This window comes from Thiomonas arsenitoxydans (assembly GCF_000253115.1).
Taxonomy (GTDB): domain Bacteria; phylum Pseudomonadota; class Gammaproteobacteria; order Burkholderiales; family Burkholderiaceae_C; genus Thiomonas; species Thiomonas arsenitoxydans.
This window is the reverse complement of record NC_014145.1, coordinates 1,466,545-1,487,392: the sequence shown is the minus strand read 5'-3', so window position 1 is coordinate 1,487,392 and position 20,848 is coordinate 1,466,545. Positions and strand designations below refer to the sequence as shown.

Annotated in this window: 18 protein-coding genes and 1 pseudogene; 11 read left to right on the top strand and 8 right to left on the bottom strand. The window is 65.6% G+C overall.

Annotated elements, in window-relative coordinates; translation table 11 throughout:
* Positions 1-16 precede the first annotated feature (16 nt).
* The 11 genes and pseudogenes from THI_RS06825 to THI_RS06780 all read left to right on the top strand — a co-directional run bounded on the left by THI_RS06825 (position 17) and on the right by THI_RS06780 (position 14,317).
* Positions 17-2,032, top strand: a complete 2,016-nt coding sequence (locus THI_RS06825; RefSeq protein ID WP_013105517.1) for a chemotaxis protein CheA — start codon at positions 17-19, stop codon at positions 2,030-2,032.
* A 6-nt stretch (positions 2,033-2,038) separates the two neighbouring features.
* Positions 2,039-2,653: a hypothetical protein gene (locus THI_RS06820; protein WP_013105516.1), complete on the top strand. Its 615-nt coding sequence runs from the start codon at positions 2,039-2,041 to the stop codon at positions 2,651-2,653.
* The gene (locus tag THI_RS06815) at positions 2,650-3,402 is read left to right on the top strand and encodes an oxygen-binding di-iron domain-containing protein (RefSeq protein WP_013105515.1); all 753 of its coding nucleotides are present in this window, start codon (positions 2,650-2,652) and stop codon (positions 3,400-3,402) included. The genes THI_RS06820 and THI_RS06815 overlap by 4 nt, the downstream gene beginning before the upstream one ends.
* Positions 3,403-3,442: 40 nt before the next feature.
* Positions 3,443-4,261, top strand: a pseudogene (locus tag THI_RS19495) (methyl-accepting chemotaxis protein); the annotation flags it as partial.
* A 21-nt stretch (positions 4,262-4,282) separates the two neighbouring features.
* Positions 4,283-4,687 carry a CZB domain-containing protein gene (locus tag THI_RS19610; RefSeq protein ID WP_408033240.1) on the top strand — a complete coding sequence of 135 codons (405 nt, stop codon included), beginning with the start codon at positions 4,283-4,285 and terminating at the stop codon, positions 4,685-4,687.
* Positions 4,688-4,927: 240 nt separating this feature from the next.
* The gene (locus THI_RS06805) at positions 4,928-6,244 is read left to right on the top strand and encodes a methyl-accepting chemotaxis protein (protein ID WP_269450360.1); all 1,317 of its coding nucleotides are present in this window, start codon (positions 4,928-4,930) and stop codon (positions 6,242-6,244) included.
* Between the two features lie 30 nt (positions 6,245-6,274).
* Positions 6,275-7,240 carry a chemotaxis protein gene (locus THI_RS06800; protein WP_013105512.1) on the top strand — a complete coding sequence of 322 codons (966 nt, stop codon included), beginning with the start codon at positions 6,275-6,277 and terminating at the stop codon, positions 7,238-7,240.
* A 47-nt stretch (positions 7,241-7,287) separates the two neighbouring features.
* Positions 7,288-8,817 (top strand): methyl-accepting chemotaxis protein, encoded by a 1,530-nt coding sequence (locus THI_RS06795; protein ID WP_013105511.1) that lies wholly within the window; start codon positions 7,288-7,290, stop codon positions 8,815-8,817.
* A 127-nt stretch (positions 8,818-8,944) separates the two neighbouring features.
* Positions 8,945-13,429: an EAL domain-containing protein gene (locus THI_RS06790; protein WP_013105510.1), complete on the top strand. Its 4,485-nt coding sequence runs from the start codon at positions 8,945-8,947 to the stop codon at positions 13,427-13,429.
* Positions 13,430-13,541: 112 nt separating this feature from the next.
* Complete coding sequence (locus THI_RS06785) at positions 13,542-13,823, top strand: type II toxin-antitoxin system TacA family antitoxin (protein ID WP_013105509.1); 282 nt, start codon at positions 13,542-13,544, stop codon at positions 13,821-13,823.
* Positions 13,820-14,317 carry a GNAT family N-acetyltransferase gene (locus THI_RS06780; protein WP_013105508.1) on the top strand — a complete coding sequence of 166 codons (498 nt, stop codon included), beginning with the start codon at positions 13,820-13,822 and terminating at the stop codon, positions 14,315-14,317. The genes THI_RS06785 and THI_RS06780 overlap by 4 nt, the downstream gene beginning before the upstream one ends.
* A gap of 61 nt (positions 14,318-14,378) precedes the next feature.
* Here the strand turns inward: THI_RS06780 and THI_RS06775 are convergent, their stop codons facing one another.
* Genes THI_RS06775 through THI_RS06745 form a run of 8 tightly spaced genes read right to left on the bottom strand, consistent with a single transcriptional unit; the run spans position 14,379 to position 20,828 of the window.
* Positions 14,379-16,019: a GGDEF domain-containing protein gene (locus tag THI_RS06775; RefSeq protein ID WP_013105507.1), complete on the bottom strand. Its 1,641-nt coding sequence runs from the start codon at positions 16,017-16,019 to the stop codon at positions 14,379-14,381.
* 57 nt (positions 16,020-16,076) lie between these two features.
* The gene (locus THI_RS06770; protein ID WP_013105506.1) at positions 16,077-16,403 is read right to left on the bottom strand and encodes an EscU/YscU/HrcU family type III secretion system export apparatus switch protein; all 327 of its coding nucleotides are present in this window, start codon (positions 16,401-16,403) and stop codon (positions 16,077-16,079) included.
* Positions 16,400-17,656, bottom strand: a complete 1,257-nt coding sequence (gene fliK / locus THI_RS06765; protein ID WP_013105505.1) for a flagellar hook-length control protein FliK — start codon at positions 17,654-17,656, stop codon at positions 16,400-16,402. The genes THI_RS06770 and fliK overlap by 4 nt, the downstream gene beginning before the upstream one ends.
* 6 nt (positions 17,657-17,662) lie before the next feature.
* A complete protein-coding gene (locus tag THI_RS06760) occupies positions 17,663-18,112 on the bottom strand; it encodes a DUF2802 domain-containing protein (RefSeq protein ID WP_013105504.1) in 450 nt (149 codons plus the stop codon).
* Positions 18,113-18,159: 47 nt separating this feature from the next.
* Positions 18,160-18,375 (bottom strand): hypothetical protein, encoded by a 216-nt coding sequence (locus THI_RS18405; RefSeq protein WP_013105503.1) that lies wholly within the window; start codon positions 18,373-18,375, stop codon positions 18,160-18,162.
* A gap of 48 nt (positions 18,376-18,423) precedes the next feature.
* Positions 18,424-19,167: a flagellar motor protein gene (locus THI_RS06755; RefSeq protein ID WP_013105502.1), complete on the bottom strand. Its 744-nt coding sequence runs from the start codon at positions 19,165-19,167 to the stop codon at positions 18,424-18,426.
* Positions 19,168-19,191: 24 nt separating this feature from the next.
* On the bottom strand, positions 19,192-19,944 hold the full coding sequence (locus THI_RS06750; RefSeq protein ID WP_013105501.1) for a FliA/WhiG family RNA polymerase sigma factor: 753 nt from the start codon (positions 19,942-19,944) through the stop codon (positions 19,192-19,194).
* 35 nt (positions 19,945-19,979) lie between these two features.
* Positions 19,980-20,828: a MinD/ParA family protein gene (locus tag THI_RS06745; RefSeq protein ID WP_141130535.1), complete on the bottom strand. Its 849-nt coding sequence runs from the start codon at positions 20,826-20,828 to the stop codon at positions 19,980-19,982.
* Positions 20,829-20,848: the final 20 nt, after the last annotated feature.

The following is a 20,848-nucleotide window of genomic DNA, read 5'->3' as shown; positions in this document are numbered from 1 at the left end:
CTTCCGCCCCACCATCATGGACAACGACATCCTGCTGGAATTTCTCGCCGAATCGCGCGAGCTGCTGAGCCAGGCCCAAGACCAGTTGCTGCGGCTGGAATCCCAGCCCGACGACAGCGAAGCGCTCAGCGCCATCTTCCGCGCCTTCCACACCCTCAAGGGCGGCGCCGGTTTTCTCGAAGCGCAGAACATGGTGGACTGGTGCCACCATCTCGAAGACCTGTTCGACAAAATGCGCAGCGGCAAACTGCGCGCCACCGCGCCGATGATCGACGCCATCCTGCGCGCCACCGACGTCATCACCGCCATGCTCGACGACATGGCGCGCTGCGAAAATCCCCCCCCCGGCCCGGCCGCATTGGGCGCAGACATCCAGGCTTTCGCCCGCGGCGAAACGCCCGCGCTGCCTGAAGTGGCCAAGGAAGCGGCCAAGTCGCCCAGTCCCACGCCCAGCTCCGCTCCCCCGGCCGAGACCACGCGGGAAGGCCTCTGGGTCACGCAGACCGAACGCGACAGCGGCAGCACCGGGCTGTTTGCCGAACGCCGCACCGCCGACGCCGAGCCCACTTCCCCCGCCTCCGCCTCCGCAAACGGCGACTCCATCACCCAAGACGAATTCGAGCGCGTGCTCGACGACCTCTACGGCACAGGCCAGGCGCCGGGCGCGGCACCTGCTGGCGCCGTTGCGGCACCGGCCAGCCGTACCGACGACGAGATCACCCAGGACGAGTTCGAGCGCGTGCTCGACCAGATTCACGGCGCTGGCCACGCCCCAGGTCAGGCCAGCGCGCCAGCGCCCGAAGTTGCGCAAAAAGCCGCGCAAAAAGCCGAGCCCGCGGCACCGTCGGCACGCTCGGCCAACGGCAGCGCCGCCGAAGAAAGCTCCATCCGCGTCGATTCCACCCGGCTCGACCAGGCGATGAACCAGGTCGGCGAACTCGTGCTGCTGCGCAACCGACTCAGCGCCGCCGTGGCCCGCATGGCGCAGGAAGACGAAGCCCTGGCCCGGCTGGCGCGCGAAACCGATCTCGCCGTCAACGACCTGCAAAACACCGTCATGCGCCTGCGCATGCAGCCGTGCAAGCGCCTGTTCCAAAGCCTGCCCCGGGTGGTGCGCGACGCCTCGCGCAGCCTGGGTAAAAAAGTGCGGCTGGACATCGAGGGCGAAGACGTGGAAATCGACAAGACCGTGGTCGATGCGCTCTCCGGCCCGCTCATTCACCTGGTGCGCAACGCGCTCGACCACGGCATCGAAGAGCCTGAGGTACGCCGTCAGGCCGGCAAGCCCGAGGAGGCCGTGCTGCGCGTGCTCGCCCGCCATCTGGGCGACAAGGTGCAGATTCAGGTGGGCGACGATGGTCGCGGCATGAATGCACAAAAAATCATGCAGCACGCCATTTCCAAAGGCGTCATCACCGCGCAGGAAGCCGCGCGACTGTCTGAGCGCGAGATGCTCGAACTCATCTTTCTGCCCGGCTTCTCCACCAAAGAGCAGGTCAGCGAACTCTCCGGCCGCGGCGTCGGCATGGATGTGGTGCGCTCCACCGTCGCCTCGCTGCGCGGCCGCATCGACATCGACACCACGCTGGGCAAGGGCAGCACCCTCACGCTGGAGTTGCCGCTCACCATGGCCGTGCTGCCGGTGCTGTATTTCCGCCTGCGGCGCGAAACCTACGCCCTGCCGGTGGCGGCCATAGAAAACCTGCTCGCCATCGACCCCGAGCAGGTGCACTCCATCTCCGGTCGGCTGATGGTGCAGGTCGATGGCAACCGCGTCGTGCCCTACATCGATCTCGGCCAACTGCTGCAAGACCGCCCGATCGAGCTGCTCAAAGACCAGAGCGAGGGCATTCTCATCGAGCAGGGGCTGCTGGTGGTTTCCGAGGCCATGGGCACCGAAGACTCGGTGGTCAAGCCACTGGACATCTCCACCAACGACACCCTCTACCAAGGCGCCACCATCTCGGGCAACGGCGAGGTGGTATTGATTCTCGACGGCGCCGCGCTGGCCCGGGTGCAACGCAAGAGCTGACCCATCATGGACGACCAATCTCTCGACACCCTGCGCCGCGACTTCATCGCCGTGGCTGATGCCACCTACGCCTTTCAGGGCGCTCTGAAAAAACGCCTGCGCGAAATCGACCGCAAAGCGCTCAACGCGCAGGTGCTGGTCAAGCGCCACGGCAAGGAACTCGCCGGCTACGGCGTGGTGGCGCAGGCTTTCCGCGAAGGCGCGCAGGCCATGCAGGCTGCCGCCGAACAAGTGCAAAAGCTCATCAACCCGTTGATGCTGCACTTTATGGAAACCCTGCGCGATGCGCAGCAGATGGAGAGCCTGCGCAACATTCACAACGCCGCCACCGTGCATTGCCCCTCACTGGCCGAGCGCATGCGCCAGCACGCCGACATGCAGGATCGCCACGCCGCGGGCAGCCGCCGCGCCGGTCTGGCGCTGAACTCGGCGCTCGACCGCTTTCAGTCCGTCATTGCCGAGCTCGACTATGTCGTGGTCAACGGCCGCATCGAAGCGGCGCTGAAAGGCACGGTCAGCGCGCCGCTGGCGCAGGTCTCGCTGGAAATGGATCGGTCTGTGAGCGGCGTGCAGGAATTGCTGCGCACCTATCGCGAACAAATTGAAAGGATCATCGAATGAAATCGCTGCAATTTTTCAGCCAGGGTAACCACCACTGGAACATCATCTACGACCAGGACGAGCGCCGCGTCATCGACTCCAACGTCTATGCCTTGAGCGTGGACGACCAAACCCTCATCCTCGATCCGGGCGGATTCGAGATCTTCCCGCAGGTGTTCAGCGCCCTGGTCGAAGTGGCCCCACCCGGCTCGCTCAAAGCCGCTTTCGTCAGCCATCAAGACCCCGACATCGCCTCCAGCCTGCCGCTGTGGAACGCTTGCAGCCCGACCATCGCCTGGCATGTGCCCAAGCTGTGGAGCGGCTTTATCCGCCATTACGGCGCGCTCGACGCCGATCTGCGCGACATTCCCGATGAAGGCGGCGAAATGACTCTGGGCTCCGCCCGGCTGCAGTTCGTCCCCGCGCATTATCTGCACTCTTCGGCGAACTTCCACGTCTATGACGCCTTCGCCAAAGTGCTGTTCTGCGGCGATGTGGGCGCGGCGCTGCTGCCCGCCGGTCATGCGCCCTTCGTCGATCGCCGCAACATCGAATCACCCGCCGCGTTCGACGAGCACATCAAGTCCGCCGAGTATTTCCATAAACGCTGGATGCCGTCGATGGCGGCCAAGCGCAACTGGTGCGAGCGTGTCTCGAAGATGGACATCGACTTTCTCGCCCCGCAGCACGGCGCCATTTATACCGGCCAGAACGTCAAGCGCTTCATTGACTGGTTCGACGCGCTCAAGGTCGGCTCGGCCATCGAGTAAGCCCGCCCCCCATCTCACCCTAATCTCTCTCGTCACCATCATGGACGCCACCGCCCTCCACTATCTGCAACAAGCTCTGGAACCGCTCGACAGCCTGGAAATGCTGGCCGAGGCCAACGCCGCCATGGAAAACGGCGTGTTCTACATGAACCGCACCGCGCGCGAAACCATGGAGCGGTTTCACACCACTCTCAACGGAGCCCTGCGCGGCGCCGACGTGCGCAACGCTCTGCACCATTCCATTCACCAGTTCCACAAAGACCCGGAACGCATCCGCGCCATCCTGCGGCGTCTGGCCGACGGCAGCCTGGAAAAACATGTGCAGGAGATGGCCGTGGGCAAGGTGATCTTCGCGCTTATTTTCGTTGCGGTGCGCGATCCGCAAGGCCAGGTCATCGCGTTTCATGCCAGTTGGCGCGATGTGTCGCACCTCAAAGACGTCAGCGCCGTGAGCGATCGGCTCAAAGAGGTGGTCAGCACCCTCAACAGCGCGGCCGGCGACATCGGCCAGTCCATGACCTCGGTGGATACCGCCATTAGCAATGTGGGCCGCGCCATCAATGGCAACGGCGCCGCAGTCGCGCACCTGCAAGAGCAGGTCAACGCCATCAGCGCCATCGTGCGCAATATCCGCGAAATCTCTTACCAGACCAATCTGCTCGCGCTCAACGCCGCCATCGAGGCCGCCAGAGCCGGCGAGCATGGCCGCGGCTTTGCCGTGGTGGCCGACGAAGTGCGCAATCTGGCGCGCCGGGTACAGGTCGCCACCGCCGAGGTGGAGGAAAACACCACCGCCATCGGCCAGCAGGCCCACGACATCGCCACCACCAGCGCCAACTCGGGCAAGGAGCTCGATCTGGTGCAGTCGGTCGTGGTGCGCATGAACAATCAGGTCAGCAATATGCAGACCAGCGCCACGCGCATGATGCTGCAGTCGGCGCAGGAAGATCACAAAGACTTTGTCAATCACATTCTGGCCGAAGCCTCGAAAGACAAACAGGCCCAGCTGCCCACGGAAGTCACCGACCACCACAACTGCCGCCTGGGCAAGTGGTATGACAGCCAGGGCGTGGCGACTTTTGGCGGCCTCTCCGCCTTCCGCGCGCTCGAAGCGCCGCATGCGCAGATTCACGCCACTGCGAAGCAACTGCTCGAAGCCGTGCACGGCGGCCAGCGCGATCAGGTGGCGCGCTTATCCAGCTCACTCAGCGATCAGGAAGATCTGATCGTCGACCGACTGCAAGCGCTCAGCGATGCCATCGAGAGCCAGAGCAAGGTCGGCTGAAGCCCTGCCCGACCCGACAACCGGAGACAGTCAGTGGAACCCGACAGCCCCGACATGGCAACCATCGTGGATGCGGACGCATCCTCCCCCTCCCAACCTCCCCCACTGAGTGGAGGAGGAGACAACCAGACTCCCTCTCCACAGGGTGGGGAGGGTTGGGGTGGGGAGGGTGGCCGTGAGAAAAAACAAACGTCAGTCAACACCGGAGCTCAAGTCCCCCCCGGCGGGCTGCTTGAGCGCGTGCGCGAAGACCGCGAACGGGTGCTGCAAGCCGTGCTCGATTTGATCAGCGGCAAGGGCGAAGCCGCGCTGCGCGACATCGACCTGATCGACGCCGACGACTGGGTGCGCAAGCTCGGCGGCGTGCGGCAGATGTTGCTGCACGGCGTGGACGCGCTGCGCACCACCACCCAGTCGCTCGCGTTCGCCGAAAGCCGCACCGCCGGTTTCGACCACGACATCCACGGCCTGTCGCAGCGGGTGGGCGATATGGCGGCGCGGCTGCAAGGCGCAGCCCTGCAAACCCACACCGCGCAAACCCAGCTCGACGATTTGCGCAGCCGGGTCGACGCCACCACTGAATCGGTCGAGCACAGTGAAAAATCCATTTCCACCACGCTTGAAGAAGTGGCCGATGTGTCGCGTTTCATTTCCAACACCGAAGCCAAGCTCACCGGCTTTGTCGATGCGGTGCGCTCAGTCGAGACGCTCACTGCGGGCATCAGCGAAATCGCCTCGCAGACCAATCTGCTGGCGCTCAACGCCGCCATCGAGGCCGCCAGAGCTGGCGAACACGGGCGCGGCTTTGCCGTGGTGGCCGACGAGGTGCGCAATCTGGCGCGCAAAACTGCCCGCATCACCCACGAAATCGAAGAACTCACCCATAACCTGCGCGACCAGTCGTCCGACGTCGGCACCGACATGGCGCGCTCGGTGCAACGGGTGCAGCGTGTCGGCGCCTTGGTCACCAACACCGGCGAAACACTGGTCGAGGTCAAGAGCATGCTCGGCAAGGTACGCACCGTCACGACCGAGCAGACCGCTCTGATGCGCCAACTGGTCAGCGACGCCGACCGCCAGCGCCTGGATGCCGAACAGGCCGCCGCGCTGATGCAGGTGCTGGTGCAACGCTTCGAGGCCATGATGACCCTCATCCGCACCTCACGCGAGCAGCTCAAGACCGGCGTCACCGCGGTGTCGAAGTGGCTTGACCCCGCCGTCACCCTGCGGGTCTCGCTGGCCATGCACTACCAGTGGATCGGCCAGTTGCTCACCGCGGCGCAGAAGCAAGAGAAGATCGACATGGATGTGTCGAACTTCCACGGCTGCTTCTTCGGCAAGTGGTACTTCGGTGCGGGCGCGGGCTACTTTGGCAGCGATGCCGGCTTTGTCGGCGTCGATTCCGTTCACCAGGACGTGCACCGCACCGGCCAGGCACTGGTCGAAGCCATCCGCACCGACAACACTGCCCGCACCACCGAGCTGGCCACCCGGCTGGAAGCCTTGAGCGACACCATCACCGACCGTCTGGAAGCGCTGATGCGCCAGATTCCCTGATTCATTCATTGCAGCCCACAGGACCCCACCATGAATTCCAACGTCTTGCAAGAAGTCGACGAGCGTTCCAACCTCGCTGGCACCAATAAATTCGAACTGCTGCTGTTTCGCCTTGGCGAAGAGCCGCAATCGTCGCGGCGCGAGCTGTTCGGCATCAATGTATTCAAGGTGCGCGAGGCGCTGGTGATGCCGCAGGTCACCGTCATGCCCGGTGCGCCCAAGCATGTGCTGGGCGTGGCCAATATCCGCGGGCAGATCATCCCCGTTATCGACCTGCCGGCCGTGGTCGGCTGCGTGCCCAAGACCGGGCTGAACATTCTGGTGGTCACCGAGTACGAGCGCTCGGTGCAGGGTTTCGCGGTGGAAGAGGTTGAAGAAATCGTGCGGCTGGAATGGAGCAAGGTGCTGTCGGCCGAGGCCAATGCCGTGGGCGGCATGGTCACCAGCATCGCCCGCCTGGAAGACGATCAGACCACCCGGCTGGCGCTGGTGCTCGACGTGGAAAAGGTGCTGCGCGACGTGCTGCCCTCACGCGTGCATGAGGTGAAAGACACCCACAATATGGGCCCGGCGCTGGGGCTGAAGCCCGGCGCGGTCATTCTCACGGCCGACGACTCCTATGTGGCCCGTGCGCAGATTGAGAAGGCCTTGCAGGCACTGCACGCGCCCTTCGTCAGCACCAAAACCGGCAAGGAAGCCTGGGAGCGCCTGCAAACCCTGGCGAACGAGGCGCGCGCCGAAGGCAAGCGCATCGAAGACAAGGTGCAGCTGGTGCTCACCGACCTGGAAATGCCCGAGATGGACGGCTTCACCCTCACCCGCCACATCAAGCAGGACGAGCGCTTCAAGAACATTCCGGTGGTCATCCACTCCTCGCTGTCGGGCTCGGCCAATGAGGACCATGCCCGCAGCGTGGGCGCCGATGCCTATGTGGCGAAGTTCGTCGCCGACGAATTGGCGCAGACCATTCGCAAGGCGATTGCCGCGCACGCCTGAACGCTCCCGTTTTTTCATTCAAGCGGTTTAACAAAGCGAATCGACCGATGGATACCACGCCCTCAGCACCCCCAGCAGAAGCCAGTAGCAACACCCCGGCGGAATTTCTGCAGCACTTGCTCACCCAGCGCCCGGTCGACCTGCGGCAAACGGCGCCCCAAGGATGCGGTGCGGGTCTGGATGAATTCCTCGCCCTGGTCACGCATCTGGTCGATACCACCACGCACAACGCCACCGGGGTGGCCTACGGCATTGCGCGCATCAGCTTCGAGGCGCGCACCGCCACGCAGGACGCGCAAAGGCATGCGAAGGAGCAGACCGAGCGCATCGGCGCCATGGGCGAAAGCCTGGAAACCTTCATCCGCGGCATCGTCGGGGTGCAGGGCCAGACCGAGGCGTTGCGGGCCGATTCGCAAAGCATCACCCTGCTCAGCACGCGCGGCGCGCGCGAGGCGCATGAGGCCAATGCGGTGTTCGAGCAACTGGCGCAGACCACGAGCCAGAACCAGACCGAAATTCAGGCGCTCGGCAAAGGCTTTGCGCAAGTCACCGCGGTCACGCAAGTCATCAAGGACATCGCGCAGAAAACCAGCCTGCTGGCGCTCAACGCCAATATCGAAGCCGCCCGCGTGGGCGAGGCTGGACGCGGCTTTGCCGTGGTGGCCGAAGAAATCCGCAAGCTGGCGATGAACACGCAGCAATCGGTGCAGAGCATCGCCACCTTCGCCGCCGAAGTCAGCCGCAGCCTGCAAGTGGTCACGCAATCGACCCAGCAGTTCGCCGCGCAGATGGACAACGGCAAAGCGCTGGCCACAGCCATGTCGGCCAATTTCCAGGACATCGCCCGCAACATCGAGGCGATGAATTCCGGCGTGAACAAGGTTTACACCCAACTCGGTCACGAGGTGGACGCCGTGCGCACCATTAGCGGCCAGTTCGCCGCACTGTCCAGCACGGTACAGGCCAGCGCCAACCAGACCATCGCCACCAGCGAGCGCATTGCCGACGAAGTGCAGCAGTCGCTCAACGCCAGCCAGACCTTGTTCGAGGCGGCCACGCAATTCGTCACCGCCTCGAAAACCAGCCAGGTGATGCGCGATCTCGACGCCGTTTGCAAAGAGATCGAGGCCGCACTCGCTCAGGCGCTGGCCAGCGGCGCGCTCACCGAGCAGGCGCTGTGGGACGAACAGTACGAGCCGGTGCCCGGAACCAAGCCGCAGAAATTCCGCACCCGCTTCACCGAGTTCATCAAAAGCCGCATCCAGCCCATCGAAGACGCCTGGCTGGGCAAGAGCGAGCAATACCGCTTTGCGCTGCTGGTGGACCGCAACGGCTACGCCGCGGCACACAACAGCGTGTTCGATCGCCCGCTGACCGGCGACTACGCCACCGATCTGGCGGGCAACCGCTCCATGCGACTGTTCAACGACCCGGTGGGTCTGGCCGCCGCGCAAAACACCAACCCCTATCTGCTGCAGGTCTATGCCCGCGATACCGGCGAGATCATGCAGGAGCTATCGCGCCCGGTGAGCGTGGGCGGCCGTCATTGGGGCGCCGTGCGGCTGGCGTTTATTTGAAGTCGGTCATCTGACCCCTCCTGCGCTTTGTCATTTTTTACACCGTTGCCGATCATTCCGCAGACAGTCTGGATGATGCCTGCCCGCGAGGTGTTGTAATGCCGGGCTGTATTTTTCGATTCATGGCATGGCTCACAACACCCGTTTCCAGACAGACCGCCGCCGCATCCTGATTGCGGTGCTCATCGCCAATTTATTGCTGGCTGCGGCCGTTGGCGTGGTGCTCTGGGTGAGCTGGGATCGCAACCGCAACGGCATCGAGCAAATTCTGCAAAGCGAGGCCGCGTTCTGGGCCGACGCGATAAACCAGCGTTACGACCAGCTTCAGGCCACTTGCACCGTGGCGCAGCGGCAGCTTCACGACAACCCCGATCTGCTGCAGCAGCCGGAGCCGTGGCTGAGCGAAATGAACGCGCTGATGCCCTTCATCGACGGCGTTTCCCTGGTCGCGCCGACCGGCGATGTGCTGGCGCTTGCACCGAGTCGCGCAATCCCGCCGCAGGCGCGTGCGGCCATCTCCGCGTCGCCGGGTTTTCAGCAGACCCTGTCCACGCCGGGGCGGATTCGCATCGGGCTGCTGCAGCCCGATCCGCTGGCGCCAGAGCAGCACATCACCCCGGCCCGCTGCGCGCTGACCTTGCACAAAGGCGCGCCTCGTCCCGAGGTCATGTTGATTTTCGACGTGGGCCTGCAGCGAGCGCTGCAAAATCTGCAGCACACTTTGTCGAGTTTCAACAGCAAGGGCCGCTGGGTGCCGGCGGTGGGCCTGTTGCGCAGTGACGGCTATTTGCTCGCGCGGCTGCCTGCGCCGCTGCCGCAAATCCAGCCCTCGCTCAAGAATGCACCCGCGCGCGGGGTGCTCGCACGCGAAATTGCCGCGCATCCCGAGCAAACGCATGGGGTTTTCCTCGGGCCGGTGCAGGCGGCGGGCGGCGCTGAGCTCCTGGGCGCTTGGCAACGCCTGGGCGCGCATTCGGTCGTTGCCTTCACCAGCCTGCCGGCCAGCGCGCTCACCGCGCTGTGGTGGCGTCAGACCTGGCCGATGCTGACAGGCTGGGCGATGTTGCTGCTGATGCAACTGCTCGGCGGCTTGCTGATCAACCGCAGTCTGGAGCGCCAGCACCGGCTGGCGCAGATCAATGCCGCATTGGCGCAGGCCAGCCAGGTCGTAGCCGAAGCCCCGGATGAGGCCACGCTGTTCCAGCGCATTTGCGACATCAGCGCCGACGCCGGAGGCATGCAACTGGCTTGGATCGGTCAGCCCGATGTCGGCGGGCAGGCCAAGGTGCTCGCTGCCGCTGGAAAGACCGCCTATCTCGACGGAATGCCGCTGTCCATCCATGCCGATCAGATCAGCGGCCAGGGGCCGTTTGGCAAGGTTTGGCGCGACGCTGCGCCCCTTTATGTGCAAGGCAAAGACTCCGCCCAACTGTTGCTGCCCTGGGCGGGGCGCATGAAGCAGTTCGGTCTGCGCACCATGGCCGCCTTGCCGGTGCTGCGGCAAAACCGGCTCTACGCGGTGTTCAGCATTTACCGCGACAGCCGCGCGCGCATCACCCGAGACCAACGCAATCTGCTCGAAGAACTCGCGCGCAGCCTGGGCCGCGGACTCGATCGTCTGCAACTGGCCGAGGCCGAACGCAAAGAGCGCGAAAGTCGCCAGCGCCAGCAGGAACTGGTGCGCGGAGTGATGGCGCAGATCGACATTCTGATCAGCGCGCGCAACGACGCCGAAGTGCTGGAGAGCGCCTGCACCCGCCTGCTCGAAACCGGCTTGTTCGCCGCCGTATGGGTCGCCCAGCCCGATGTGCACGAGCGCGTGCACCCGCTCGCTGCCGGGGGAAATGCGCTGGACACGCTGTCCGCCCAATCGCCGCCGCTCTTGGTCAGCTCCACCCAAACCCACGCCCTGGCCCGCGCCTGGCACACCTCGGAAGAAGCGCAAGAGACCGACCCGCACTCGCCCCTGCTGCAACCCTGGGCCGAGTACGCCCTGCCGGGCTGGCAACCGCTTGCCCTGGCCTTGCCGCTGCGCCGCAACGGCGGGCGCTGGGCGGCGCTGGTGCTGGTGCTGTTCAACGTCGACGATCTGGACGAAGGCCTGCACGGCCTGTTGCGCCGGGTGGGCAAGCTGATCGAGCAGGCGCTGGGCGAAATCGACCTCAAGGCCGATCTGGAAGCCGAGCAGGCGCAGCAACGCCACCTGGCCCGCCACGACGCCCTGACCGGCCTGCCCAACCGCCTTGCCCTCGAACACCACCTGCCGCTGGCCATGGCCCGGGCCCGCCGCCACAAAAATTTGCTGGTCGTGGGCGTGATGGATCTCGATGATTTCAAGCCGGTCAACGACACCCACGGCCACGCCGCGGGCGACCAGCTTCTGCGTCAACTGGGCGAGCGCCTCAGGGCCGCCGTGCGCGAGACCGATCTGGTCGCGCGGCTGGGCGGCGACGAGTTCGTGCTGGTGCTCGAAGGCGTGGCGCAGGCCAGCGATCTGCCCATCGTGCTCGACCGCATTCACGGCGCCGTCGAAACGCCGTTCGACCTCGGCGACGGCGTGCTGGCCAAGGTGAGCATGAGCCTGGGCGTGACGCTTTACCCGGCCGACGAGGCGCAGGCCGAGGTGCTGCTGCGCCACGCCGATGCCGCGCTTTACGCCAGCAAGGCGCACAAGGCCGATCGCACCAGTTGGTGGCAGGTCTGGGGCGATGGCCTGGAGCAGGCCGCCGACAAACCCGCCGACTTGCCCATTCATGTCGATCCCTATGGCGAAACCGCCCACCGCCTGCTCGGCCTGATTGGCGACCTGCTGGAGCGCAACGCCGAGACCTTCGTCGAGCGCTTCTATTCCACCCTGGGCCAAGACCCGGAATCGGCCGCGCTGCTCGCCGCCCTCTCCGCGGAGGAGGCCGCCCATTTACGCAGCCGGCAGCATGCCCGCTTGCTGCAAATCCTTCACCCCGACCTGTCGGCCGAAACCCATCAGGAACAAGCGCGGCACACCGGCGCGATTCACGCGCTGGTGGGAGTCAGCACCGGGGCGCTGGTCAACAGTTTCGGCTGGTATCTGCAAAGCCTGCACGACTTGCTGGGCGAAGCCCCGGTGCGCAGCGCTGATCGAGCCGTGCTGGCTCAGGTCACCACCGCGCGCCTGCAGCGCGAGCTGCAATGGCAAAGCGATGGGGCGCAGACGCAGCGCGAGCAATATCAACAGATGCTGTTCGGGCTGGAGCAGATGCAGCCTGAACTGACCCAATGGGCCGATCTGGCCCGCACCGTGCTCGAATCAGTCACCGCCCTGCCGGGCATGGCAGCCACGGTGATCTACAAGCCCGACGCGCAGGGGCACTTCATCCCCGAGTTCACCGCGGGGGCGTTTGACGAATACTGGCAGGCGCTCGATGCGGTGGCCATGGCCAATCTCGACATCGACCCGCAAAGCCCCTTCGGCCTCACCCCGCACCCGCGCTGCTGGCGCAGCGAGCAGATCGAGACCAACGCCAGCTACGTTACCGATCCGCGCATGGCGCCCTGGCGTGCGGTGGCGCACAGCGTCGGCGTGCGCAGTTCGGCCGCGCTGCCGGTGAAAGACAGCCGCGGCCGCATGCTCGCCGTCATGGGCCTCTATGGGCGCTACCCCGGCCAGTTCGAAACGCAGAGCATGCACAGCTTCCTGCGCGGCATCGAACAACTCTTCGAACGCGGGCTTTACGGCCTGATGACCCGGCGCGAATCCGCCCCCATGCCCCTGCAGGACCGCCGCGCTTGGCGCCACCGCCTGTTCAGCGGCGGTCTGGAAATGCACTATCAGCCCCTGGTCGATCTGCACACGGGTGAGCCCACCGCCATGGAAGCGCTGGCCCGGTTGCGGCTCGAAGACGGGCGGCTGATCGGCCCCGGCCAGTTCCTGCCCTCGTTTGGCGCCTCCGAGCTCACCCGCCTGTTCACCCTCGGGCTGGAGCAGGCGCTGAACCAGCTAGCCCAATGGGATGCCGCGGGTCAGCGCCTCGATCTTTCCATCAACCTGCCGCTCGAAGTCTTGCTCATGCCCGAATGCGCCCGCTGGGTGGCCGACGCGCTGCTTGCCCGGCACATCGCGCCTGATCGGCTGCGGCTGGAAATTCTGGAAGACGCCGACTTCCAGAACGACGCCGAGCGCGACCGCGCGGTGCGCAGCCTGGCCGCCACCGGCGCGCGGCTGGTGATGGACGATCTGGGCAGCGGCTACAGCAGTCTGCTACGGCTGCGCACCCTACCCTTCCACACGGTGAAAATCGACCAGGGCCTGGTGCGGCAGATTCCCTCCGAAGCGCAAACCGGGGCAGACGGCATGATCGGCTTCATCGGCGCCCTGGTCCACATGACCCAGGCGCTCGGCCTAAAAGTGGTGGTCGAAGGCCTGGAAACCCCGGCGCTGGTGGAGGTGGCTGCGGTATTGGGCGCTGATTATGGTCAGGGTTACGCCCTGGCGCGGCCGATGGCCGCGGCCGACGTGCCCGCCTGGCTGCAAACCTTCCGCTGGCTCACCCAGGCCTCGTCACCCCAAACCCGCCTGGGCCAGCGCGCGCAGCAATGGGTGCGGGAAAATGCGGAACGCAACCGGGCCGACTGAAGTCGGCCCGCCCGCGCCAGAATGGCCGCTTGAAAAAATCGCCCAAGGCCGTCGAAAATCCGTCTTAATTTGTACGGCACATTGCCGTATTATTGAGCTAGAGGACAAATTCATGCCCGCTGCAATTTCTACTGCCCGTCTCGAAGCCCGAATCAGCACCGATCTGCATGCGATGCTCAAGCGCGCCGCCGAGCTTCAGGGGCGCACCATGACCGATTTCGTGGTGTCCGCCGTGCAGGACGCCGCGCAGCGCGCCATCGAACAAGCCGAAGTCATCCGTCTGTCTCTGGCCGATCAGGAATGTTTTGCGCAAGCGCTGCTGTCGCCACCCAAACCAGCCCCCGCCTTGGAGCGCGCTTTTAGCCGCCGCAGCAAGCTCTTGCGCGCTGAATGAGCGGCGCCCCGTTCCAGCTTGCGCCGCTCGATGCCGGGCATGATCGCGTCACCTTCAATAGTGATTCGGAGCCGCTGAACCGCTACCTGCGCGAACAAGTCACCCAGGACATGCGTCGCCGCATCGCTGCCTGTTTCGTGGCGCTGGCTGACGGGCAGCGCATCGCGGGCTACTACACCTTGGCCTCGGCAAGCCTGCTGCTGGCCGATCTTCCGGCGGGCACCGGCAAGAAGCTGCCGCGCTATCCCACCGTGCCGGCCGTTCGTATGGGCCGCTTGGCAGTCGATCAGGCATTCAAGGGACAAGGTCTTGGCGGTGCGCTGTTGGCTGATGCGCTCGACCGCGCCGCCCGTTCGGAGATTGCCGCCTTTGCCCTGATGGTAGACGCCAAGGACGAGGCGGCAGCGGCTTTCTACCGGCATCACGGCTTCATCGCTTTGCCAGACTCGCCGCTGACCCTGTTCTTGCCGCTGGCGACCGCCCAGCGCTTTTGAAACGCGCCCCGACGTACTTTGCATTGCATTTTGTGAGGCGACGCCAGCGAGGCCAAAAAACTTACCCCCGAAGCGCGAAGAATCGCAGCGCGCTCTTGGGCAGGCTGCCACCGGCCTTGGCACCATCGCAGGGCACGGCGAATTCCACCCGTTTGCGCCCCGCCTGCTTGGCCTGCAGCAGTGCGGCGTCCACGCGCTGATAGATCGCGGCGAAGTCTTCATCCGGGCACAGTTCGGCCACCCCGGCGCTGAAACTCAGGGGAATGCGCCGCCCCGTGCTGTCCTGCACCAGGGTCTGATCGCTGAACGCAACCAGCAGCCGCTGCACCACGACGAGCGACTGCTGCACCGGCGTGTCGGGCAGGAGGAGCATGAACTCCTCGCCCCCCATGCGCGCCACGCGGTCGCTCGGCCGGATCAGCCGTTTGGCCTGCGCCACCAGCGCCTTGAGCACGGCGTCGCCAGTATCGTGGCCGTGGGTGTCGTTCACCGCCTTGAAGTGATCGAGGTCGAGCAGCGCCAGGGTGAGCGGCTGGCCCTGACGCACCACGCGCGACTGCATACGGGTGAACTCGGCATCCAGCCCGCGGCGGTTGAGCGCGCCGGTGAGCGGGTCTTCCTGCAATTGCTGGCTGACCTGTTCTAGTTCGCCTTCGAGCGAGCGGATGCGCTCTTGCGCCGCCTGCGCCTGGCGCTGCGCCTCGGCCAGATGCACGCCGAGTTCGCCGCTGCGCTGCTGCATATTGCGGCTGTCGTCGAGCACATCCTGCACCAGATCGCGGATTTCGTCCCACTCGCGGCTGCTCTGCAATTGCTGCAGCCGGGCTTCCATGCGCTGGTTGTATTCGCCGCCCTCAGCGGCGTAGTCGCCCAGCTTGCGCACCAACAGATCGATCAGCGCCTTGGCGGTGTGGTGCGCGTCGTCTTCGCTCTTGCGCAGCACGCTGTGGCGCACCAGTAGATCGCGCACGGCATTCTGCGCCGATTCGATGCGCTCGGGGACCAGCGGCGTCTGCAATTGCTCGCGAATCGCCGTGGCCTGCACGCCTACCCAGGCCTGCGGCACCAGATCGCCGAGATGATCGAGCAACAGCCGCGCGAGTTCAATCAAGCCGTTGCGCACCGCCTCTTCGGTGGATTGCTCGCGGTCGATGGCCAGCCAGACTTCGCGCGCCTGCGTGCCCAGGTCGGCCGCCTGTTCGGCATTTTCCGCCGCCGCCATCAACTCGCGCAGCAGGCGCTGCGCGGTGTCGTGCGCGCAAAAGGGGCGCACGCCAAATTTGAGGGTTTGCAGCCAAAGCTCGCGCCATTCGCTGCCTGCACGGCTCAAAGCGTCGTCGCGGGTTTCAATGGGGGTGGACGCGCTCTGACTGCCGCTGCGCGCGGGCAGCGCACTCCAGCGCTCTAGCAGTTGCTCCAACTCGCGCCACTGGGCCTGCGGCGTAGGCAAGGCGGCAAGGCGGTCGAGCTGCTGGCGTTTTTGCAACTGGGTCAGCCCGCTTTGCGAGCGCTCCCATTGCTCCAGCAGCCGGGGCAGCGCACGGCCCCAATCCGGGCTTTCCAGCGAAGGCTCTGCGGACGGAAGCGCTGCGCCCTTTTGCAGACTTTCAAAAACGCGGCGGTAATTGTCCGGGGTGGGCTGCAGCTTGAGTTCGAGCAAGCGCTTGAGGGTGGCGCGCGCCTGGTCGGAAATGGTGGGCATGTGAATCCGGGTGAATGTGGTTTGGTTTGGTTTGAATTGAATCGTATTGCAGCCGACTCAAGGCAAATGTAAATCCGGTGACTCTTTCTGCTCGCCGCCCGCTTCCAGCCGCCAGAGCCAGGCGAGCAACTCCGCCACGGCGGTGTAGAGCGCAGGGGGAATTTGCGTGTCGAGATCGACCGCCATGAGCAGTTGCACCAACTGCGGCGACTCGTGCACATACACCCCCGCCTCCTTCGCCCGATTGATGATGGCTTCGGCCACCAGACCCTGCCCCTTGGCGACGACTTCCGGCGCGCCCGCGGCATCGGCGTCATAACGCAGGGCGACGGCCTGCCGCAGTTCAGCGCGCTGCGGCGGCTTGGTTGGCCGCTCGGCACTCATACGGTAGCTCCGTCAGCAAACGAGCCAAGCTGCACGCCGCCGACCTCCAGCCCGGCGGACTGCAGCGCCGCGCGCAATTGGGGCAGCGCCGCGTCGATGCGCTCCTGCGCCTGCGGGCTGCGTCGCAGCAGCAGATCGACGCGGTTGCCGTTGAGCTGCAGACGCGCCTGCACCTGACCCAGCTGCGGCAGTTCAAGTTCGACCTGGGTGCTCCACGAGCGCTCGGCGGCCGTACCCTGCCGACGGCTGCTGTCTTCGGGGTCGGGCCGCAGGCTCCAGCGCGCGGTCTGGCCGGGCCACAACAGCCCTTCCCAGACGATCTGCCCCTGCATCAGCGTCTGCAACTGTTGCTGCACCACCCCATGCAATTCGGCAGGCAGGCGTGCGGCCAATGCGGCCGGATCGCTCGCCGTCTGCGGCCCCGCCTGAACGGTCTGGTAAGCCGCCAGGGCCGCATGGCGCGGGGTGGGTGCAGTCTGCATGAAAGGCGTGGTCGCGGGCGCTGCGCTGGGCTGGGCGCCATGCCCCGCCTGGGCGGCGGATGCAGAAGAAGACGGTGGCGTTGCCGTGTCGGTTTGCAGCAAGGGCGAGAGCTTGCCCTGCGGCTGCGTCAGCAAGGTCGACAGGGGCTGCTGCCCCTGCGCCCAAGCGCCCAGATGGCTTTCGTAAAACAGGCCGCTGTTGCTCAGCGCGCTGGCCAGCAGTTGCGCGGCCTGCTGGGGCGGCTGGGCAGGGTTGGACCAGACCGGCGCGGCTGCGGCCGTCGCGGCGCGGGCGTCCGCGCCAAGGACGCTGGCATTCGCGCTGGCGCCCGCGGCGGTGTTCGCAGCAGAAGCGCTCGCAGACGCCTGCATTTGTTGCAGCAGACCGAGCAACTGCCCCGGGCCGGACAACTGCGACTGGGCGGCTGCCTGCGCCGCCTGCTGCGGCGCGAGGAGAAATTGCGGCTGGCCGCCCTGCGATCCCAGGTAAATCAGCGGCAGGCGCGCGCCGACCTGGGGGGTAGCTCCGGGCAGAGTGGCGCTCACCAGGGCGTTGCCCAGCCGCAGCAAAACCTGCGTTTGCAGCCGCCCACCCGCCGCCGCTGCCGCCAGGTTGGCCGCAGCGGGCGTGGCGCTCTGCACCTGAACCACCTCGGCCTCGAACGCGGTGCCCGGAGCGGCGGCGAAGGCCGTCGGTTCGGTCCGGGCAGCGCCCGTCGCCCCGGCGGGCGTGACCGACGGAACGCCGCCGAGGATTTGCGCCGGGCTCATTTAGTGTCAGACCGGCTCTTGGCGCAGGTGAATGATGAGCTCCGCCTCGGCCTCGCTCAGCCCGCAACGCTCGGCAATCTCGCGCACGGGCATGCCCTGGCGGGCTAGGGCGCGCACCTGCGCGCCCACGGCGTCGGTAGAAATCGCAGCGACAGGTTCGTGGAGCACGGGCAGGTCGATGGGTTCGGCGGGGCTGGGTGCCGGGGGAGGTTCGGGAGGCGGCGATGGAGTGGGAGCCGTTGCAGGCGCATCTGCGCGCGGCATCAGGGTGAACAGCGCCGAAGGCGGCGGGGTGGCGGCGTCGCGCTCGTGCTCCAGGGTCTGCACGCGAAGCTGCAGGCCATGAACCTCATCGCGCGTTGCCGCCAGCAGGTCGAGCATGCGCTTGAGGGTGAAGGTCAGTGCGATTTGCAGCGCCACGATCAGCGCGGCGAAAACGAGGAGGATGAGGGTCATGGCGGCGCGGGGGATCGGAGAAACGGTCAGAGGTCGGTCACACCCTCTTAAGCGCGGTCGTCGATATGCCGCCCCCGAGTGGCGTCGGGATCGGGCACTTCGGTCGGGGCGGCGTCTGGCGCGGCGGGCGGCGCAGAGCCCGAGGGGGAACGGCTGGCGGACGGTTGGCGATCCGGGGAATCGCGCCGCCCCCGCCCACCGCCATCGGGCAGGCGCGAAACCGGGTCGTAGGGGCTCACCGGGTTGATCGTCGCATCGTCCATCTTCACCTCCCGCCAGACTGTGCCGGATGCAGATCAGGCCTGCAGACTTCAGTGCGCAAAGTAACTCTGCAGCCGACCTTCGATGATGCGGGGATTTTCGCCCTCGGCGATGGCCACCAGGCCGTCCACCTGCATCTCCTGCAATTTAGCGCGATTGTGCACGATGCTCTTGAGCTTGTTGGCCACCGGCAGGAAAAACAGGTTGGCCGCGCCCACGCCATACACCGTGGCGACGAAGGCCACGGCAATGCCGCCGCCGAGCTTGCTGGGGTCAGCCAGGTTTTCCATCACGTGAATCAGGCCGAGCACCGCGCCCAGAATGCCGACGGTGGGGGAATAGCCGCCCGAAGATTCATACACCTTGGCAGCCTGTGTGTCGTGATGCTCGACGGCGCCGATTTCCTGCTCGAGGGTGGAGCGAATTTTTTCAGGATCGGTGCCGTCCACCAGCATCTGCAGCCCTTTTTTCACGAACGGATCGGGCACCGACTCGATCATGGCTTCGAGCGCGAGCAGACCGTTTTTGCGCGCGGTGTCGCTCCATTCCAGAATCTGCTTGATCGTCTCCTGCGGGTCGCCTTTGGGCGGCAGCACCATCCAGGGCAACATCTTGAGCGAACGAATGAACACCTTGAGCGGAAACTGCAGCATGACGGCGCCCGTGGTGCCACCCATCACGATGAGAAAGGCCGTTCCCTGGATGATGGAGCTGATGTGCCCGCCTTCGAGCATCTGCCCCAGCAAGATGGAACCGAGCGCGACCACGACGCCGACAATGGTCAAAATATCCATGAAAGATTCCCCGTCCCTGTTTTGTTATGGCGCAGTACGGCGGCCCGCACCGCTAGCTGAATGCTGATGCGCCTGCAGCCGCGCGCGCAGTCGCATCACCGCCTGTTTCATGAGCTGGCTGACCCGCGATTCGCTCACTTCGAGCACGCGGCCGATGTCTTTGAGCTGCAGGTCTTCCTGGTAATACAACGACAGCACCAGCTTCTCTCGCTCGGGCAGATCGGCAATGGCGGCCTGCAGATCACGTTCGAGCTGAGCATCCTGCAGCAGTTCTTCGGGCAGCAGGCTGGCTTCGTCGGCCTTGCGGTCGGCGTAATCACCGCCGTCGTCGTGCGTGAGGTCTTCGAGGTAAACCAGTTGCATGCTGGTCTCGGCCAGCGCGTCGTAATACTCGGCCAGTTCCCAGCCCAGATGCGCGGCGAGTTCGCCGTCTTCCGGATGGCGACCCAGACGCTGCGTAAGCAGTTGCTCGGCGCGCTCGATCTGGCGCTCTTTGGCGCGGCTGCGGCGCGGCAGCCAGTCGAGCTTGCGCAGTTCGTCGTAAATCGCGCCACGAATGCGAATGGCGGCGTAGGTCGCGAACTGTGCGGGCGACTGCATTTCGCCGCGGTCGAGCGCGTCCCACAGGCCGATCATCCCGGCCTGTTCCAGATCGGAGAAATCGACCGAGGCCGGCAGTTGCGCCGCCATCTGGCCCGCGATGCGCCGCACCATGGGCAAATGCTTGCTCAGGCGCTCCTCGCGGGTTTCGGGGGCGGGATAGAGGCCGGGTTTCATCCGATCGGGAGCCGTGTCTACGGAGCAGCGCGCCCTCAGGCGACCTGCTCTGCCCGCAGCCACTGCTGCATGAAAAATTCGATGCGACCGCTAGGCCCCTGTGGCAGCGGCCAGTTTTTCACCCGGGCTGCCAAAGCGGCAAAGGCGACGGCGGACGCGCTCTGCGGCGCCGACTCGACCACGGCGCGCTGGCTGCGCACCGCCGCACGCAGCGACGCGTCCAGCGGAATGCTGCCCACCAGATCGAGCGACACGTCGAGGTAGCGATCTGCCACACCGGTGATCTTGGCGAACAGCGCCTGGCCCTCGCGCGCATCGCGCACCATATTGGGCAGCAGGTGAAAGCGTTTGAGGCCGTATTGTTTGCTCAACACCTTGATAAGCGCGTAGGCGTCGGCCACCGAGGCGGGCTCGTTGTTCAGCACCACGATGAGGTCTTGCGCGGCGCGGCTGAAAGTGAGCACGTCGCCCGCGATGCCCGCGGCGCAATCGACCAGCAGATAGTCGAGCGGAATATCGAGCGTGCTCACCGCATCGATCAGCCGCGACTGCGTGGCGACGTCGAGCGACGCCATACCGGCCACACCGCTGGAGGCGGGCAGCACCAGTATGTCTTGCGGCCCGCGCACCAGCACGTCGCTGAGCTGCTTCTCGCCCGACAGCACATGGCTGATGTTGTAGCGCGGCGTGAGGCCGAGCAGGATGTCGATATTGCCCAGACCCAGGTCGGCGTCGAACACCATCACCCGCTGGCCGCTGCGCGCCAGGGTGATGGCCAGATTGGCGACCACATTGGTCTTGCCCACCCCGCCCTTGCCGCTGGCGACAGTGATGACCTTGGTCGGGGGGCGCTGCAGGCGGCGTAGTCCTTCGGCTTGATCCATGATGGCGTCTTTCTGTCGGG

What these genes read in the sequence shown, in the direction of transcription:
- THI_RS06825 (WP_013105517.1), top strand. Translation starts at nt 17, where the DNA reads ATGGACAACGACATCCTGCTGGAATTTCTCGCCGAATCGCGCGAGCTG.
- THI_RS06820 (WP_013105516.1), top strand. Translation starts at nt 2,039, where the DNA reads ATGGACGACCAATCTCTCGACACCCTGCGCCGCGACTTCATCGCCGTG.
- THI_RS06815 (WP_013105515.1), top strand. Translation starts at nt 2,650, where the DNA reads ATGAAATCGCTGCAATTTTTCAGCCAGGGTAACCACCACTGGAACATC.
- THI_RS19610 (WP_408033240.1), top strand. Translation starts at nt 4,283, where the DNA reads ATGAACAATCAGGTCAGCAATATGCAGACCAGCGCCACGCGCATGATG.
- THI_RS06800 (WP_013105512.1), top strand. Translation starts at nt 6,275, where the DNA reads ATGAATTCCAACGTCTTGCAAGAAGTCGACGAGCGTTCCAACCTCGCT.
- THI_RS06795 (WP_013105511.1), top strand. Translation starts at nt 7,288, where the DNA reads ATGGATACCACGCCCTCAGCACCCCCAGCAGAAGCCAGTAGCAACACC.
- THI_RS06790 (WP_013105510.1), top strand. Translation starts at nt 8,945, where the DNA reads ATGGCTCACAACACCCGTTTCCAGACAGACCGCCGCCGCATCCTGATT.
- THI_RS06785 (WP_013105509.1), top strand. Translation starts at nt 13,542, where the DNA reads ATGCCCGCTGCAATTTCTACTGCCCGTCTCGAAGCCCGAATCAGCACC.
- THI_RS06780 (WP_013105508.1), top strand. Translation starts at nt 13,820, where the DNA reads ATGAGCGGCGCCCCGTTCCAGCTTGCGCCGCTCGATGCCGGGCATGAT.
- THI_RS06775 (WP_013105507.1), bottom strand. Translation starts at nt 16,019, where the DNA reads ATGCCCACCATTTCCGACCAGGCGCGCGCCACCCTCAAGCGCTTGCTC.
- THI_RS06770 (WP_013105506.1), bottom strand. Translation starts at nt 16,403, where the DNA reads ATGAGTGCCGAGCGGCCAACCAAGCCGCCGCAGCGCGCTGAACTGCGG.
- fliK (WP_013105505.1), bottom strand. Translation starts at nt 17,656, where the DNA reads ATGAGCCCGGCGCAAATCCTCGGCGGCGTTCCGTCGGTCACGCCCGCC.
- THI_RS06760 (WP_013105504.1), bottom strand. Translation starts at nt 18,112, where the DNA reads ATGACCCTCATCCTCCTCGTTTTCGCCGCGCTGATCGTGGCGCTGCAA.
- THI_RS18405 (WP_013105503.1), bottom strand. Translation starts at nt 18,375, where the DNA reads ATGGACGATGCGACGATCAACCCGGTGAGCCCCTACGACCCGGTTTCG.
- THI_RS06755 (WP_013105502.1), bottom strand. Translation starts at nt 19,167, where the DNA reads ATGGATATTTTGACCATTGTCGGCGTCGTGGTCGCGCTCGGTTCCATC.
- THI_RS06750 (WP_013105501.1), bottom strand. Translation starts at nt 19,944, where the DNA reads ATGAAACCCGGCCTCTATCCCGCCCCCGAAACCCGCGAGGAGCGCCTG.
- THI_RS06745 (WP_141130535.1), bottom strand. Translation starts at nt 20,828, where the DNA reads ATGGATCAAGCCGAAGGACTACGCCGCCTGCAGCGCCCCCCGACCAAG.